Source organism: Ectobacillus sp., from assembly GCF_056992975.1.
Map to the genome: position 1 here is coordinate 1 of NZ_JBXKMX010000225.1, position 17556 is coordinate 17556.

15 protein-coding genes and 1 pseudogene are annotated in these 17556 nt (G+C 38.1%); 5 read left to right on the top strand and 11 right to left on the bottom strand.

Annotation, left to right across the window (positions count from 1 at the left end; translation table 11 throughout):
• Positions 1-126 (bottom strand): annotated as a pseudogene (locus tag AC11ZT_RS10400) (MFS transporter); the annotation flags it as partial.
• Between the two features lie 341 nt (positions 127-467).
• On the opposite strand from AC11ZT_RS10400, the gene AC11ZT_RS10405 reads away from it, so the two are divergent.
• Both AC11ZT_RS10405 and AC11ZT_RS10410 read left to right on the top strand, forming a co-directional pair.
• Positions 468-1949 (top strand): FTR1 family iron permease, encoded by a 1482-nt coding sequence (locus AC11ZT_RS10405; protein ID WP_484059523.1) that lies wholly within the window; start codon positions 468-470, stop codon positions 1947-1949.
• Positions 1950-1980: 31 nt separating this feature from the next.
• A complete protein-coding gene (locus AC11ZT_RS10410) occupies positions 1981-2718 on the top strand; it encodes a hypothetical protein (RefSeq protein ID WP_484059524.1) in 738 nt (245 codons plus the stop codon).
• Positions 2719-2877: 159 nt separating this feature from the next.
• Here AC11ZT_RS10410 and AC11ZT_RS10415 read toward each other — a convergent pair whose 3' ends face one another.
• The 10 genes from AC11ZT_RS10415 to AC11ZT_RS10460 all read right to left on the bottom strand — a co-directional run bounded on the left by AC11ZT_RS10415 (position 2878) and on the right by AC11ZT_RS10460 (position 13724).
• Entirely contained in the window at positions 2878-3597 is a 720-nt protein-coding gene (locus AC11ZT_RS10415) for an HAD family hydrolase (protein WP_484059525.1), read from the bottom strand.
• Positions 3598-3860: 263 nt separating this feature from the next.
• On the bottom strand, positions 3861-5234 hold the full coding sequence (locus AC11ZT_RS10420) for a putrescine aminotransferase (protein ID WP_484059526.1): 1374 nt from the start codon (positions 5232-5234) through the stop codon (positions 3861-3863).
• Positions 5235-5323: 89 nt separating this feature from the next.
• Complete coding sequence (locus AC11ZT_RS10425; RefSeq protein ID WP_484059527.1) at positions 5324-5920, bottom strand: TetR/AcrR family transcriptional regulator; 597 nt, start codon at positions 5918-5920, stop codon at positions 5324-5326.
• A 256-nt stretch (positions 5921-6176) separates the two neighbouring features.
• Positions 6177-6929 carry an IclR family transcriptional regulator gene (locus tag AC11ZT_RS10430; RefSeq protein ID WP_484059528.1) on the bottom strand — a complete coding sequence of 251 codons (753 nt, stop codon included), beginning with the start codon at positions 6927-6929 and terminating at the stop codon, positions 6177-6179.
• A gap of 103 nt (positions 6930-7032) precedes the next feature.
• On the bottom strand, positions 7033-8034 hold the full coding sequence (locus tag AC11ZT_RS10435; RefSeq protein WP_484059529.1) for a 5-oxoprolinase subunit C family protein: 1002 nt from the start codon (positions 8032-8034) through the stop codon (positions 7033-7035).
• On the bottom strand, positions 8031-8756 hold the full coding sequence (gene pxpB / locus AC11ZT_RS10440) for a 5-oxoprolinase subunit PxpB (RefSeq protein ID WP_484059530.1): 726 nt from the start codon (positions 8754-8756) through the stop codon (positions 8031-8033). The genes AC11ZT_RS10435 and pxpB overlap by 4 nt, the downstream gene beginning before the upstream one ends.
• 127 nt (positions 8757-8883) lie before the next feature.
• Positions 8884-9675 (bottom strand): putative hydro-lyase, encoded by a 792-nt coding sequence (locus tag AC11ZT_RS10445; protein WP_484059531.1) that lies wholly within the window; start codon positions 9673-9675, stop codon positions 8884-8886.
• Positions 9676-9692: 17 nt separating this feature from the next.
• Complete coding sequence (locus AC11ZT_RS10450; RefSeq protein WP_484059532.1) at positions 9693-10928, bottom strand: NRAMP family divalent metal transporter; 1236 nt, start codon at positions 10926-10928, stop codon at positions 9693-9695.
• Positions 10929-10958: 30 nt separating this feature from the next.
• A complete protein-coding gene (pxpA, locus tag AC11ZT_RS10455) occupies positions 10959-11720 on the bottom strand; it encodes a 5-oxoprolinase subunit PxpA (RefSeq protein ID WP_484059533.1) in 762 nt (253 codons plus the stop codon).
• Positions 11721-12023: 303 nt separating this feature from the next.
• Positions 12024-13724 carry a sigma-54 interaction domain-containing protein gene (locus AC11ZT_RS10460; protein ID WP_484059534.1) on the bottom strand — a complete coding sequence of 567 codons (1701 nt, stop codon included), beginning with the start codon at positions 13722-13724 and terminating at the stop codon, positions 12024-12026.
• 272 nt (positions 13725-13996) lie between these two features.
• Between AC11ZT_RS10460 and AC11ZT_RS10465 the strand changes: the two genes are divergently transcribed.
• The 3 genes from AC11ZT_RS10465 to AC11ZT_RS10475 form a co-directional block, all read left to right on the top strand.
• Positions 13997-14911: a proline dehydrogenase family protein gene (locus AC11ZT_RS10465; RefSeq protein WP_484059535.1), complete on the top strand. Its 915-nt coding sequence runs from the start codon at positions 13997-13999 to the stop codon at positions 14909-14911.
• Positions 14912-14941: 30 nt separating this feature from the next.
• Positions 14942-16510, top strand: a complete 1569-nt coding sequence (pruA, locus tag AC11ZT_RS10470) for an L-glutamate gamma-semialdehyde dehydrogenase (protein WP_484059536.1) — start codon at positions 14942-14944, stop codon at positions 16508-16510.
• A gap of 414 nt (positions 16511-16924) precedes the next feature.
• Positions 16925-17556: HAD family hydrolase (locus tag AC11ZT_RS10475; protein ID WP_484059537.1), on the top strand; the 632-nt coding region annotated here is incomplete at its 3' end.

Genomic DNA, 17556 nt, shown 5'->3' on the forward strand with positions numbered 1-17556 from the left:
CAATATAGAATAGTTACGCACCCAAATACCGATTTGCAGAAAAAACACAGACAACAATATTGTGCGAATGACTCTGTTACGAAATAATGCCCCTATTGAAGTGCTTGAAGTTGAATCAACCGTCATATTTTCTCCTTCCCCACTGGATCCGTCCCATTAATGAAAGAAATTGAAATGGGCTACAGAAACACTGCTATTTCTCTTTGACGAGCTAATTATACCATGTAAAATAATGGATACACAATTAGAATCAAACGTTTGTTCTTATTTCTATCGTGATTCTATTTTCGTACATTTAAAGAAGAAAAACGATGCGAGCGATACTTTCTTAATGGTTTATTTAAACCCAATATGATTACTATTATTTCATTGACAAAATGCTATCTATAAATGATAATAATAATCAGTTACAATGGTAATGATAATCGTTTTCAATTATTGAATTAAAAATTTACGGAGCTGATACTATGTTTAGGAAATTTGGCTATTCATTGCTCTTCATTTTTCTGTTTTCATTCGTCATTATGAAGCCGCTTTCTAGCTTGGCTGCAAGTCAGGGAACAGAAAATATGAGTAAAGCTGAGCAACAGGTCGATCAAGCATTATTACTTGCAAAGAAAGGCAATTTAGATGAGGCACTACAAACCTATCAGAAATTTAATGATACTTGGCTTGCAATTGAGGATTCTGTAAAGTCTGATTCAGGTCAAGCATATAGCGATATTGAATCCAATATGGGTCAAGTACAATATGCTTTCATACAGAATAAACAGCAAGATGTTAGTACGGCACTACAAAACCTTAAAAATATCAATGAAAAATACATGCAGGGTCAATATTCGCAGAGTGATAGTTTTAAGAAGCAAAATATCACACTTTCTGATTTCATTGTCATGTTACAACAGACACAGGAAACAGTCCAAAAAAGTGATCAACAATCCTCTTTATCGAATATTACTAAAGTTAGAGAATCGTGGCTTAGTATTGAGGGTACCGTAGTATCACAATCGGCTACCATATATAGTGATTCAGAGCGTGATATGGTTACGGTAAATGCAATGATTTCTGCTGGTAAATATCAGGATGCTAACCAGTTACTTGACAAGATGATTGGGTACTTGACCCCACTTGCCAGCAAAACCAATTATACCATTTGGGATGCCGCAATGATCCCAATCCGTGAAGGGCTGGAAGCTCTACTTGTGGTAGCTGCATTATTAGCCGTTGTTAAGAAGTCTGGTGAAAAAAAGGGAAAAGTTTGGATTTGGGGTGGTGTTTCAGCCGGTTTAATTCTAAGTGCTATTTTAGCAGTTATTGTAAAGTTCGTTTTCTCATCTGGCGCTTTCGGTCAAAATAATTTCCTAATTTCGGGTTGGACAGGCATAATCGCAGCTGTGATGCTTCTTTATATGAGTTATTGGTTGCATAGTAAATCAAATATAGCAGAGTGGAATCAATATATTCATAATAAAAGCCAATCTGCATTAAATACAGGGCGTATCATATCCCTTGGGTTTCTATCATTCTTAGCCGTCTTTCGAGAGGGAACGGAAACCGTGCTTTTTATTATTGGTATGGTAAATCAAATCAGTACAGAGCAGTTGATTATCGGTGTTCTCATTGGTCTTGGCATCTTGGCAGTTATAGCTTATCTAATGCTAGTTATCGGTGTTAAGTTACCGATGCGCCCATTTTTCCTAGTATCCAGTCTGATAGTTTTCTATATGTGCTTTAAATTTACTGGACTCGGTATTCATAGTTTTCAACTTGCGGGTTCGCTACCATCCACAACATCCGGATACTTACCAAGTATTGATTTCTTAGGATTCTACCCATCTTGGCAAAGTGCTCTGCCGCAAATCGCTTTACTTTTGTTTGCTTTAGGTGCTTTACTTTGGAGCCGTATTAAGCAACCAAATCAAAAGGTACAAAAAACAATACAAAACTAAAATTTATAACAAATCAGGGGGATTTTATTCAATGAAACTTATAAATACGATTGCTGCAATAGCTATGACAGGTACAATAGTCTTAACTGGCTGTAGTATGGCAAACCAATCTTCATCTACTACTTCTACTACTAAAACTAGTACGCAATCTGCATCTGAAGGACAAACTGCTACGAGTGTAAAGGATGGAGTTGCAAATTTACTGCATACTGCTAAACAATTAAATAAAGCCATTACAGCCGGAGATGACGCAACCATTAAGAAAACTGGACCACAACTCGAAGAAGATTGGAAACCATTCGAAGATAATGTGAAATCACAATACCCTGATCAATATACACAAATTGAAAAATATCTGAACCCAGCTGTTGCAGGATCAAAAGAAAGTACCATTAATAAAGATGCCCTTTCACAATTGAACAACCAATTAATTGACACTTTATATCAATTTTCAGAAAAGCTTATTCCTACCACTCAAATCAAAGATGGCATTTCAAAGCTACTTACTACAACTAATGAATTGAAAAAGGCTATTGACGCTGGAGATCAAGCAAAAGTAAAAGAGTTGGGACCAAAATTAGAAGATACTTGGAAGACGTTTGAAGATGGAGTAAAACCAAGAAATGCAGACCTCTATGAAAAACTGGAAAAATCTCTAAATCCAGAAGTAGCAGGATCGCAAGTGAACCCTCTTGATAAACAAGCTCTTGGAAATTTAAATGATCAGTTAACGCAAACCTTACATGAACTAGAACAAACAATCAAATAGTAAAGAATAAGTATAAAGATAAAGGCTGACTCAAACATGATATGATTTCCTTATAGTAGACAGAAAAAGGGAAAAGCTTGAATTCTGAATACTTAGTACCAAAGTAGTAACACTACTAAAAAGCAATCCCTGCCTACAAAACAGAGATTGCTTTTCGTCTTATTTCACATGGATGGAGGGTAGTTCCAATACATCTAGCAAATCGGATAAATGATCAATTTCATGTAATGGTCGTATGTCTGATTCAGGTTGTCGTTTTCGGTGGTTAAACCAGACAGATTGCCACCCTGCACGATGTGATCCTACGATATCATTTATCCAAGAATCTCCAACGTAAAGAAGATCTTTCGGTTTAACCCCTACCTTCTTCGCTACTTCATGAAAGATTTCAGGATTTGGTTTCTCTACTCCCATTGCACCTGAAATAAAAATACGCTCCTTTGGAACATACTTCGTTAAACCAAGGCATTCAATCTTCTTTGTTTGGTGCTGGGCGGGACCGTTTGTAATAACGCCAACCATAAAACCGTGCTCTGTTAAACTTGTTAATAAGCTTGGCACTTCAGGAAGAAGAGCAATAGAATGAAGTGCTTCTTCGTATTGCAGCTGAAATTGACGGGCTTCACTTGCTGTAATCGTAACTTCATAGTCTCTCAGTGTCCGCACAGCTCGTTCTATACGAAATTCAACTAGTGTGTAAGTTCCATTTATATGATTTTCCCACATGGAATCACTATAAAAGCGAAATGTTTTATAAACATCGTTCATGGGGAGACTCTGTGATTTTATTGGAAATACGGATTGCAGTGCCTCTACAAAAGGCTTCTGATGGTCATGCAGTGTGTCATCTAAATCAAAAAAAATCGCCTGAAAGGCCATGAGTAAATTCCTCCTAAATGGTCGTTCTTCTCTTATATTATAGCAAGAAAAAAAGAGATTATTAGAACTTATTAGACTCATATATGTGAACACCGTTATCTACATTATAATGTCAAGGCTTTCACCTAAATCACAATTCAAACCAAATCAATTCCTTACATATCAATCCACCAATCTCTCTAATTTATTTCTAAATTTTTTATTTCAACACAAAAACAGGCCCCCTATCTTTCATCGGGAACCTGCTTTCTTCTCTATATTTTTTATGCCTCTACTTGCTCAAGAACCTTTTTAAAACTGGCAACGACTTTGTCGATTTCCTCTATTGATATAACCAAAGGTGGCTCAATGCGGATTGTCTTCGAATTCACGAGAGTTCCTGCTACGAGCACGCCTTCATCAAACATTCCTTTCGAAACGGTATAGCCTACTTCGTCTTTATGGAATTCAATCCCGATCATCAATCCTTTTCCGCGAATTTCCATAACTTTGTCTTCATGACCAATTGCAGCTTCTTTCAATTTTGCTAGGAAGTATTCCCCTTCTTTTTCTGCGCGCTCTGGTAATTTTTCTTCTAGCAACACTTGTATCGTTGCAATCGCAGCGGCACATGCAAGCGGGTTGCCGCCGAATGTTGTGGTATGCATAAACGGATTTGGGAATAACGATTTAAACACCTTTTCTTTTGCTACGATTGCACCTGCTGGCATAATCCCGCCGCCAAACGCTTTGGCAAGGCAAAGAATATCCGGTACGACGTCATATAATTCAGCTGCAAACATTTTGCCTGTGCGGCCCATACCAGTTTGCACCTCGTCAAAGATCAAAATTGCATCGTATTGATCACATAGCTCTCTCACTTGTTTCAAATAATTTTCTGGCGGAAGAATAATGCCGCCTTCTCCTTGAATTGGCTCTAGAATAACTGCTGCTACATCTTCCCCAACTAACGAGCAAACTTCAAACGTCTTTCTCATCATATCGATATCCCCATACAGAACGTGACGGAAACCCGAAACGAGTGGAAAGAACGGTTTCCGGAACATACCCTTCGCCGTACCAGATAGAGAACCTAAGCTTTTCCCATGGAATGCACGTGTTGCGGAAAGAATCGTAGTCCGGTCGCTATACATCTTCGCTAGCTTTAGCGCCGCTTCAACACTCTCTGTTCCGCTATTCGTGAAGAAGGAATACTTCAAATCCCCTGGTGTAATATCTGCTAAAATCTTAGCAAGCATCGCACGAAGCGGATCCAACAAGTCCTGGCTATGTAAAGCTTGGCGTTTCAATTGATCCTGAACCGCCTTCAACACCTTCGGATGACGATGCCCGACGTTATAAATCCCAAACCCACCAAGACAATCAATATATTCTTTCCCGTTTACATCTTTAAAGCAAGAGCCTTCATCGGACCATTCGACAGCAGCAAACTGCGTATCAATCGTAACCGTTTTCCGGTATTCCAAAAACCCTGGATTTACATACTCACGGAACCCATCAACCGTTTCCTTTGTAATCCATTTTGCTTCCTCGTCAGTTACTTCGTTTTTTTCGATTAGTTCGAGTACTTTGCTGATATAGCTTGTAACCTCGGTGTATTTTTCCTCTGTTACTTGCGTTTGTTCTTTTACTTTCATAAAAATCTCTCCTTTTTATTTAAAAAATTTAAATTTTGATGCCTTTCAATTAATGAATGAATGTCAGTCATTTTTAGGGCAAACATGAGTTAGACTGGTTCTCTAACATTTTCTAATGATCTTTGTAAAAATTGAAAGACTTCAGATTTAGAAGCTTCGAGTGTAAGTTCATGATCTTGTCCGATGTAGAATCGCTCGGCTGCGTTTTCTACGAAGTTGATGATCATCTTGGCTGTCCAGTTAACGTTGATGCCGCTGACGATTTCATTTCTTTCGATCGCTTTGCTTAGCAACGTTTCAAACCACTGATAATATGGATAATAAATAGTTTCCCACACTTCCATGGAATGATCGATGGCAAGTCCAGAATAGCAGAGTACGATGATGTCTTTGTTTTCTTCTGTACTGGAATAGATTTCGTCAATTACTACTTTTAACGAATACCAAAAGCCAAGGTCTCTACTGATTTTTCCCTTTATTCTGTATAACGTACGTGTAAGAAGATCTTCAGCAATGGCAGGAATGAGCGAGTTTTTAGAACGGAAATATAGATAAAATGTACCTTGAGCGACGCCTGCAGTTTTTACTATGTCTGATATAGAAGCTTTATCTAAACCATATTCCGAAATCACTTGAATAGCCGCTTGTAATATTTTGTTGTATTTTTCATTCTGGTTGGATCTCATTCTATCACCTCTTAATTCTGACTGATGTTCATTCATTTCATACCCATAATTACCTCAAACATGAATGAAACAATTACTTATTTTCTATGTTTACTATATTAACACAAGCCATAGATTTTCGAAGAGTTCCTGTTATATTATCTAACATAATTTTTCGAGATTATTATTTACTTTTCAAGCAACTATCTCTAAATATGCTCCTATAACATTAAAAAAAGCGACTGGGAATACATCAGCAGTCGCTAAAAACCTTTATCTACTTCTTATACCCTAGCTTCATGGAAATATCCTTAGCAGCTGCTTTTACTTTTTCAACTAATAGGGGTAATCTTTCTTCACTAAATCGGATATCAAGGCCTGCCACGCTAATACCAGCAACAACATGGCCTTTATGATCATAGATAGGTGCAGCTACGGCAGAGGTATAATTTTCGAGCTCGGATCGGCTAATTGTATAGCCATTTCTTCGCGTTTCTTCTATTATAAGTCGTAGTTTTTCCTTATCTGTAATCGTTCCATAGCCAATCGGTTGTAAATGTATTTCATTCAAATATTGTTCTACTTCTTCTTCAGGCAAATAGGCAAGAATAATCCGGGAATCCCCGGCATATAAGGGCGATTTTCTCCCTATCGCCGTATACAGCCGAACAGGCTGGTTTGTATCTTGCTTTTCAATATACATAGCTTCGTTCCCATATTTTACAATAAGGTTCACCGCTTCCTCGACCTCATCTCGAAGCGCTTTCATAACAGGGAGTGCAATTTGCCTGATATCTAACCGCTGTGCTACCAATTGACCGAATTGAAGAAACAATAATCCTAATGAATAATATCCATCTTCGTCTTTGTCCAGCAGCTGCATATCCTCTAGAGAAGTAAGCATACGATGCACAGATGTCTTTGGCATATGTAAGAGTGCAATCACTTCATTTAAATTTAATTTCGAATGTGTTAAAAATAGATTAAGTATAGCCATTGATTTAATTACCGTTTTATTCTTGTTTTCCACAAACTCCCCCCCTTTTTCCCACCATTCAATAGAATCTGCTTTACATTATACTATTGACTGTCCAAAAAAAGGTAGAAGAAAAATATCCGCTGCTAGGAGCTTTCTATTTTTCTTGCCTTAGTATGCTATATTTCAGTTGATGTATATGCATCTCTCTCTCTAAAAGTAGTTGTTCTGCTTCTTTTAAATCTATGTTTGTAAAAGAAATGGTTTCACCCGGTTTAACTTGTGCGATTACAGGAAGGTCTACAGTTGCTACTTGTGCAATTCTTGGATATCCCCCTGTCGTTTGACGATCTGCAAGTAAAATAATAGGATTTCCATCAGGTGGAACTTGAATCGTCCCGTGGCAAACTGCTTCTGAGAGTAATTCAAATGGTTCTTGTAGTTGTAAGGGAAATCCTGATATACGATAACCCATCCGATTCGACGCAGTCGTCACGGTGAATGGTTCTGTAAATAATCGTTCTTGACTTTCCTCTGAGAATGCTTTGAAATGTTCTCCTGGCATTACGCGAATCATATGATTGCTATGACTAGAAGAAACATGGCTAGGTACGCACCATTTCGTCGTTGAAAACGAATGTGCTTGATTTATACGTTCCAACTTATTCATACACCTTTTCGCAAAACCCGATGCATAACCAACTGGTAGCCTATCGTTTTTTTGCAAGGATCTTCCTTTATATCCACCCAATTCTCCAAGTAAATATGTACTCTTACTATTCATAACTTCTGGAACAGCCAAACCTCCAGCTACAGCAATATAAGCTCTACATCCAGATGTACATGAGCCAAACTTAAGAACACTTCCTTTTCTTATACATACAGGTCGCCCCATCGGAACTGCCATCCCATCAACAGTCGGTGATAAATCTCCTCCTGTAATCGCGATAAGCATCGTTTGCTCAAATAATAGAGATGGTCCAATTAATGTAATTTCTAAAACTGCTTCCTCTTCCTTATTTCCTACTACTATATTTGCAATGCGTAATGAGTACGTATCCATTGCGCCGCTAATGATAACTCCATGTTTTTGAAAGCCTGTTCTTCCCAAATCTTGAATCGTTGTAAAGAGACCCGGTCTCATAACTTTTATACTCACACTTCTCCCTCCCTGTAAGCTTGATACTCTTCATACGAAATAGCATGAAACTTCACACGATCTCCTGCCTGAAGAAGAGTAGGAGGATTTTGTTTCGGAAGAAAAAGTTGAAGCGGCGTTCGACCTATTAATTGCCAACCACCTGGTGTGGAAATGGGATAAACACCTGTTTGCATTCCTGCAATTCCAACTGAACCTTTTGGGATTGATAGTCTCGGAGAGGAACGACGAGGCGTGGCAATTCGGTCAGACATCCCCCCTAAAAACGGAAAACCAGGACAAAATCCAATCATGTACACAAGGTACTCTCCACTTGTATGGATGCGCACGACTTCATTTGTCGTCAAATGATTGTATCTTGCTACTTCTTCTAAATCAGGACCTAGTTCTCCCCCATAACAAACAGGAATAGTAACGATGCGTGATTGAGTATCGTCTTCGTTTTCAAATACTGTAAGATTTTTCACTATCATGGATTTTACGATTTCATAGGGCGATACAGCTTCTGCCTTTTTATACGTACGCCAAACGAGAAATGGACTGTAGAAAACGGTTAAGCTTGTATAGGCTGACACACACTCTATAAATCCATTAAAACTATTTTCTTCTATATAACTGGCTAACATGCTTATTTTATGTTGAATCTCATAGTCAATCTTCTTACCAAATTCTATCCGAATGGCCGAATCGCCAAGGGGCGAAAACGTAACTTTCTGTTCCAAACAATCACCTCTTACTAAGCACATGTTCCTACCGAGCATGTACTGTAATATAAACAGGACGAAAGCTAGTAAAAGCGTGTACTAGCTTTCTTGCTGCATTTATATTCGAATCACAATAAAATTCGTATCACAAAACCCCTAACTTTTCATCTGAAACATCTGTTAGAAACATATAACCAGGGGCATGTGTAATCATTAAATCGGGTTTGCTTCGCATTGCCACAGCTTGAGGGGTTACACCACATGCCCAGAATACCGGAACTTCCCCCTCCTTAATCGAAACAGAATCCCCAAAATCAGGACGAGTAATATCGGAAATACCAATTGCTTCCGGATTTCCAATGTGAACAGGCGCCCCGTGCACAGATGGAAAACGAGAAGTTACTTGAACCGAACGAACAACATCCTTACTTGGCATCGGCCGCATACTCGTTACCATATATCCTTCAAATTTTCCCGCTTTCACACATGGAATATTTGTTTCATACATCGGAACGTTACAATTTTCTTCAATATGGCGAACTGGAATATCATTATTTAGTAGCGCATTCTCAAATGTAAAGCTACATCCTAGTAAAAAGCCAACCATATCATCTTCCCAGTACGCCATAATGTCTGTTACCTCTTCTACAAATTCACCGTCCTTATATATACGGTATTTCGGAATATCTGTTCGTAAATCGCTACCTGGAGCAACCAACATAGGAATTGGCGATCCTGGTTCCGTAACATCAAGCACAGGACAGGGCTTGGGATTACGCTGACAAAATAATAGGAAATCAAAGGCTAGTTCTTTCCTTAAAATAACTAAGTTCGCTTGTGTGTATCCTCTTGCCATACCGGAAGTTGGTTTGTTAATCTTATTATTACGAATCATTTCACGAATTTGAGTAGGCGACATCACAGCTAAATTTTCCACTCTTTCCATTCCTCCCTTTACTTAAATAATGTTGGAATATCATGCATTAATGTGTATACACTCATCCAAGCTAAAACAGCCACCACGAGAACTCCTAAGATTGTCATCCATAATGGATGTTTATAATCGCCTACAATTTTCTTCTTATAGGCAGCAATTAGCAGAGTCCCTAGTGCAAGTGGAAGAATAAGACCATTTAAAGCACCAACAAGAAGTAATGTCTTTACAGGCTTTCCGATAATAATGAAAAGAATGGTTGATACTACAATGAAACCAATAATAATTTTTCTATGGTTTATGTCTAAACTACGATGAAAGGTTCGAACAAATGATACCGAAGTATACGCAGCTCCGACTACAGATGTTATAGCAGCAGCCCACATGACAATACCAAAAATTTTATATCCAGTATTTCCTGCTGCTAGCTTAAATACAGAAGCAGGAGGATTTGCAGGATCAATATGTAATCCTTTTGCAACAACACCAAGTACGGCTAAAAATAAGACAACGCGCATAACGGAAGTAAGGAGTACACCCATTACCGAGCTTCTTGTCACTTCTGGAAGTGCCTGCTTCCCTTTAATTCCTGCATCTAAAAGGCGGTGACCACCTGCAAATGTAATATATCCTCCAACAGAACCGCCTACCAACGTAATAATAGCAAAAATATCAATTTTATCAGGAACAATCGTTTTTACTGCGGCTTCGCCGACTGGCGGAGATGTAATAAATGCGATGTATATGGTCAATCCAATCATGATTAATCCAGCAATTTGCGTAAAGCGATCCATCGCTTTCCCTGCTTCTTTTACTAAAAAGATTAGAATAGCTAGTATAGCACTTACAATGGCACCTGTTTGTACAGAGAATCCAAACAAAACATTGAGTCCAAGTCCTGCACCAGCAATATTTCCTATATTAAACGCTACTCCACCTAAAACAATTAGAAAAGCTAGTACATAACCAAGACCAGGAAATACCATATTGGCAATGTCTTGTCCTCTTTTTTCAGATACGGCAATAATTCTCCAAACATTGGTTTGTGCAACAATATCTAAAATAATTGAAACGAGAATAATAAATCCAAAGCTAGTTGTTAAGCTTTGTGTGAATACCGTTGTTTGTGTCATAAACCCAGGTCCAATAGCCGAGGTTGCCATTAAAAAGGCAGCGCCTAGTAATAAAGACCAATTTACTTTTTTGGGGGATACAGAAGTTTGCTCTGTTTGTGTGGCTTGTTTTAATATCGCCATTGTTTCGTTCCTCCTTCATTCTATCTCGTATTATTTACCTATCGCCTGAACGGTTACTTCTGCTGCTTCCAAAGTCTCTCGAATAAGACGAGCAAAAAGAAGTGCGTTTTCACCATCGCCATGAATGCATACAGTATCTGCTTTGAGCGAAATATCAGTACCTTGCTGCGATTGTACTTTTCCTTCTTTCACCATTCTGATTACTTGATGAACGGCTTGCTCTTGCTCATGAATTAATGCATCTGCCTGACTGCGAGATGTTAGCTTACCATCCTGTTGATACGTTCTGTCAGAAAAAACTTCATGTGCCGTTTTCAGGCCAATTCTTTCTCCTGCATGAACTAATTCGCTTCCTGAAAGGCCAAAAAGAATGAGAGTTGGATCTACGCTATAAATTGCTTCCGCAATTGCCTCAGACATTTTTTTATCTTTAGCAGCCATATTATAGAGAGCGCCATGTGGCTTTACATGCTGCATGTTTGCCCCCTCTGCTTTGACAAATCCAGAAAGAGCCCCCACTTGATAAACAACAATATCATATACTTCCTGTACGGTAAGATTCATATTACGTCGACCGAAGCCTTGCAAATCAGGAAATCCAGGGTGAGCGCCAATTTCTACTCCCTTTTCAAGCGCCAACTTTACCGTCTTTCGCATTACCCCAGGATCTCCTGCATGAAATCCACATGCAATATTTGCTGATGTAACAAAATTTAAAACGTCTTCATCCATTCCCGTTTTATATGCTCCAAAACTTTCACCTAAATCACAATTCAAGTCTATCCGGTACATAGAATCTCCTCCTCAGTACTTAAATTTCACAATTTTTAATATATTCAGAAATTTAATCATTCATTTACTCTACTTGTCTTCTCACCTCTCATATGTTTGTATTTTTGTTCCGTATTTTGGAACTAATATTCTGAATTTTGGTTATTTTTATTGTAGCACAAAAATTTTATATCTCTACTTTTATGTTAGATTTTCTAACAAATTTCTATTCTTCTTATCCTAACACAAGGAAAGAGGACCTTAACAGGAATCATAATATCCCTTTAAGATCCTCTTCCTTTTACTACTCGCAAAGTCTATCCTCTATCTATTTAACCCATACTCTCTAATTTTGTTGTATAGCGTCCCTCTAGATATACCAAGTAACTGAGCTGCCGCGCTTTTGTTTCCATATGTCTTTTGTAATGCTTCTTCAATAATAGTGGCTTGATTTTTTTGAGGTGTATCGCTTTTTACTGATAGATCCGTCTGATTGAGCAAATTTTCTTTTAACGCTACTGTTCTTATCGTTGTAGGAAGTAGCGCGCTCGTGATCACATTTGATTCATTAAGAAGGATACATCGTTCTATTACATTCCGAAGCTCACGTACGTTACCAGGCCAATCATAGTTTATGAAGATTGTTATAACCTCAGGACTAAACTCAGATATCTCTTTCTTATACTTGGAACTGAATTCTTTCACAAATTGCCCAGCAAGCTTCATAATATCTCCCGTTCTTCTGCGTAAAGCAGGAAGCTCAATACTTATTACAGCAATCCGGTAATACAGCTTTTCATTAAACTCTCCTTTTTGTGTCATCTTTTCAAGAGATTGAGATGTAGAGGCAATGACACGCGAATGTGTGGTAATCAACTCTGTTCCGCCTACGCGATAAAACGATTGCTTCTCCAAATAATGTAGTACTTTTTCTTGGATATTCAATGGCATTTTGTCTATTTCTTCTATAAACAACGTTCCATCGCACGCTTGTTCCAGCTTCCCTGCTTGTCCAATCTTTTTTTCATCAGTAAATGCGCCTTCTTGATACCCAAATAGCTCCATTTCTAACAGGGAGGGAGGAAAAACGGAACAATTTATCACCTCGAATGGCCCTGTACGTTTGGATCCCCCATAATGAATGGCTTGTGCTAGCATCTCCTTACCTGTGCCAGACTCACCTGTTATCAGGACAGGAATATCTGCGTACGCTACTTTTTGAGCAACTTGTAATGCCCGCTCTATTTCAGGACTAATTCCGATTACGGATAAGAACGGATGATTACGTTCTATTAACAAAGGCACAGATGAATCCAGTTCCTCATTTAAACGCACAATTCGAGTAATATCATGTTCTGTTGCGACACCTCCAATAATTTGATTGTTAGAGGTAATTGGAGATGCATTGATGAGTACATGTGTATCATTAGTAGGACGATGGTAGGCTCCTCGAACTGGGCGTCCTTCATTTAAAATTTGATGTAAAATAATAGAATCCGCACGAAAATGCTCTCCTATTTTTCGACCGACTATTTCTTCCCGCTTAATGTTGTACGTTGCCTCAGCTGCCGTATTCCAACAAATCACATTACCTTCTTGATCAACTGCTGTCACGGCATCATTTATTGTGTCTGCCAATGTATAAAAATAAGCATATATCCTATTATTTTCCATAGTTAGCATTTGAATCCATTGATTTTCGGTCAAAATTCCAATTATGTTTTCTTTTTCTGTATTCTGCACTAGAACGGGACGCCTCCAATCAACTTCTTGCGCTGAAAGTGAAAGGATAGTAGAGACGGTAGAAGGAAGCCATTTCACTTTATTAATCCAAGAACCGATAGGCAGTATATCCTCTTCTAAAGCTAATAAAGGAGATTCATGTTTTGCTATGGTATAAGATATGGTTCCTGCAACTACTATAAAGCTATACTGTAGAAGTTTATCTTTAATCGATTTTATTGTTGTATGTATATCAACTACGGTAAAAGAACTGTCAAGTTGAACGTGTTCAATTTTGAACATACTAATTCCCTCTCATTACATATTTGTTATAATGTATCACAATTTATACGAGACTATCCAGAGCTTCCCTGACAAGTGTGTATACCTCAATTCAAATGGAATCAGAACATCCATATATAATTATTTTTATTTTAAACATAAGTGTTCAAATTGTTCAAAAAAATACAAATACTTCAAAAACAACTGTACAAATATGTATATTCACATTTATAATAAACATAAATATTTTATTTTTTCTGAATTTTAAGAATATTGAAGGAGTGTTTTGAAATATGGAACTCATCATGCGAAATATATTCCAATCATTAGCAACGAACCGTTCAGCCAATACGTTAGCAAAGAAATTCGGACTGCGTTTTGGAGCTAGACGTTTTGTTGCTGGCGACTCCATAACATCAGCAATTAACACTGTTAAAAAGTTAAATAGCGACGGAAAGTTGGCAACGTTAGATCATTTGGGAGAATTTATTTTTACTGAAGAAGAAGCGAATGAGTCTACATTGACATGTATTCAAATATTAGATGCAATCGAAAACGCTGGGGTTGAATCCAATCTATCAGTCAAAATGACAGCTCTAGGGCTCGACATTAATAAAGAATTGTGCATAAAAAATATGCGCAGCATTTTAGACCGGGCCAAACTGTATGGAAACTTTGTACGAATTGATATGGAAGACTACTCTCATTGTCAAATCTCAATAGACATATACAAAGAATTACGACAAGACTATGATAATGTCGGTCTAGTCATTCAAGCTTATTTATATCGTACAGAAAATGATATTGATGATTTAACTCAATATAACGCAAACCTTCGTTTAGTGAAAGGCGCCTACAAAGAAGCAGCAGAAGTAGCCTTTCCCGAAAAAAAAGATGTAGATGAAAATGCCAAGAAAATGATAAAAAAACATTTACGTAATGGAAATTATGCTGCCATAGCAAGCCACGATGAACATATAATCGAGTATACAAAAAAAATTGTAAAAGACTACAATATCCCAAAAGATCAATTTGAGTTTCAAATGTTGTTTGGTATCCGGGAAGACCTTCAAAACGAACTTGTCAAACAAGGTTATAAAGTACGTATCTATGTTCCATATGGGGTAGATTGGTTTGGATACTTTATGAGACGTCTCGCAGAACGACCAGCAAATGTTTGGTTTGTGTTGAAAAATCTAATGAAATAAAAAATTGAACATAAAGGAGTTTGATCGGTTATGACACCCATTACAAAGATCCCATCTTTTAAAAATGAAGCTCTTACTAATTTTGCATTAGAAGAAAATAAACAGGCCATGAAGGTAGCACTTGCGAAAGTAAAACAAGAACTTGGACAAAAGTATCCTATTTATATCGGAACGGAAACCATCTTTACAGATGAAACGATTGCCTCCATTAATCCAGGGAACCTTAATGAAGTGGTCGGATACGTTAGCAAAACAACACAGCCGTTAGCAGAGCAAGCTATGCAGGAAGCACTGCAGGCATTCGAAACATGGAAATGTGTTTCCCCGCGCGACCGTGCAGAATATTTGTTCAAAGCAGCTAGCCTTATGCGAGAGCGCAAGCATGAATTTTCTGCATTACTTGTTTATGAATCCGGGAAGAACTGGGCAGAAGCAGATGCTGATACATCTGAAGCCATTGATTTCTTAGAATTCTACGCTCGTGAAATCATTCGTCTTAGCGAGTCTCACATGCATCAGACAGCAGAAATACCAAATGAAGATAATCACGTTACTTACATTCCGCTTGGAGTGGGCATTGTTATTTCACCGTTTAACTTCCCATTAGCCATTATGGCCGGAACTACAGTAGCAGCCATCGTTTCTGGAAATACGGTTATTCTTAAGCCTTCCGATTTTACACCTGTCATTGCTGCAAAGTTTGTAGAGCTAATGAAAGAAGTCGGTCTTCCATCAGGTGTATTAAATTTTCTTACAGGAAACGGCGAGCAAATCGGTGAGTATCTTGTGGAACATCCAAAAACACGGTTTATATCCTTTACTGGTTCTCGCAAAGTAGGCTGTCATATCTATGAACATGCCGCAAAGATTCAGCCAGGGCAAATTTGGTTAAAGCGCGTCATTGCAGAAATGGGCGGAAAAGATGGTATTGTGGTCGATGAAACAGCTGATTTAGACGCAGCTGCAACAGCAATTGTCACTTCTGCATTCGGCTACCAAGGCCAAAAATGTTCAGCCGGGTCCAGAGCAATTATCGTTGAAAACGTGTACGATGAAGTAGTCGCAAAAGTAACAGAATTAACAAAGAAATTATATGTTGGATTGCCAGAGGAAAATGCTCCAGTTGGCCCTGTTATTACGGAGACTGCAAGAAAAAGAATTCTAGATTACATTGAGATTGGCAAAGAGGAAGGAACACTACTAGCGGGCGGTACTGAAGCAGAAGGCAACGGCTATTATATTCAGCCAACTATCTTTGCGGATGTCAGCCCAAAAGCCCGTATTATGCAAGAAGAAATTTTCGGCCCCGTATTGTCCATAGCAAAAGCAACTGATTGGAAGGAAGCCATTGCTATATATAATGATACGGAATACGGATTAACCGGATCCTACTTCTCTCAAGATGAAGACCGAATTTCTGTTGCAAAAGAAACTGTACATTGTGGAAATCTTTATATTAATAAAAAATGTACAGGTGCCTTTGTTGGCGTACAACCATTTGGTGGTTTTAATATGTCGGGAACAGATTCAAAAGCAGGTGGCTACGATTATCTTTTATTATTTACTCAGGCAAAATCGATTTCTCGAAAAATCAAATAATTAGAATATAAAAGATACCTATAACTACTACATTGGTGAAAAAATAGACTGCCAAAGAAAATGCTGGAAGCCAGCCGTTTCGATGACAGTCTATTTCCTTGTGCTCCTTTTCATTGGACTTATAACAAGAAATAAACTCTGAAAAAATACAGAAATAGTTTCCGTTACCACTCATTCATTCCCTACACAAAATCATTTCGCTGTTGTATAGTTAAATGTGTCAATTTATTTAAAACGCGAATGAATATAAGAATGATTCAAAATTTTCTTTATCTATGTATTTTAAAGGTAGGGTGGTATACTTCTTCCCTTCTATATTATCGGTTTATCTACCATCTTAGGATTTTTACAAGATAGGTAACGAAACCTTACGAAGCAAAATTTTTATAAATAAGAAACGAGGGGCATTCTACTATGATCAAAGCTATCTTCTTCGACCTAGACGACACACTACTCTGGGATCAAAAGAGTGTAAAAGAAGCATTTGCCGCTACGTGCCGGTATGCACAAACGAAATATGATGTAGATCCTGAAACGCTTGAGGAAGCAGTTCGTAAAGAGGCGCGCGAGCTATACGCATCTTATGAAACGTATGAGTTTACAAAAATGATAGGAATTAATCCTTTCGAAGGACTATGGGGGAACTTTTTAGACGATGAGGATAACTTCCGTAAAATGAAAGACATTGTTCCAGCCTACCGCAAAGAAGCATGGACCCGGGGATTACTAGCACTTGGCATCGATGATCCTGCATTCGGCTATGAACTTGCAGAACGCTTTCCAGAGGAGCGACGCAAAAATCCGTTTGTTTACGAAGAATCCTTTGAAACACTCGATGCACTAAAGGGCAAGTACAAACTATTACTCTTAACGAATGGTTCACCTGACTTGCAAAATACGAAACTAGACATTACACCGGAACTCGTACCGTACTTTGATGAAATCGTCATTTCTGGTGCGTTTGGCAGAGGTAAGCCGGATCCTTCTATCTTCGAGCACGCCTTATCTCTTATGTCACTAAATAAAGATGAAGCTATAATGGTCGG

Coding starts and splice junctions, on each gene's coding strand:
- AC11ZT_RS10460 (WP_484059534.1), bottom strand. CDS start 13,724: ATGTTCAAAATTGAACACGTTCAACTTGACAGTTCTTTTACCGTAGTT.
- AC11ZT_RS10465 (WP_484059535.1), top strand. CDS start 13,997: ATGGAACTCATCATGCGAAATATATTCCAATCATTAGCAACGAACCGT.
- AC11ZT_RS10420 (WP_484059526.1), bottom strand. CDS start 5,234: ATGAAAGTAAAAGAACAAACGCAAGTAACAGAGGAAAAATACACCGAG.
- AC11ZT_RS10410 (WP_484059524.1), top strand. CDS start 1,981: ATGAAACTTATAAATACGATTGCTGCAATAGCTATGACAGGTACAATA.
- AC11ZT_RS10415 (WP_484059525.1), bottom strand. CDS start 3,597: ATGGCCTTTCAGGCGATTTTTTTTGATTTAGATGACACACTGCATGAC.
- pxpA (WP_484059533.1), bottom strand. CDS start 11,720: ATGTACCGGATAGACTTGAATTGTGATTTAGGTGAAAGTTTTGGAGCA.
- pruA (WP_484059536.1), top strand. CDS start 14,942: ATGACACCCATTACAAAGATCCCATCTTTTAAAAATGAAGCTCTTACT.
- AC11ZT_RS10425 (WP_484059527.1), bottom strand. CDS start 5,920: ATGAGATCCAACCAGAATGAAAAATACAACAAAATATTACAAGCGGCT.
- AC11ZT_RS10405 (WP_484059523.1), top strand. CDS start 468: ATGTTTAGGAAATTTGGCTATTCATTGCTCTTCATTTTTCTGTTTTCA.
- AC11ZT_RS10450 (WP_484059532.1), bottom strand. CDS start 10,928: ATGGCGATATTAAAACAAGCCACACAAACAGAGCAAACTTCTGTATCC.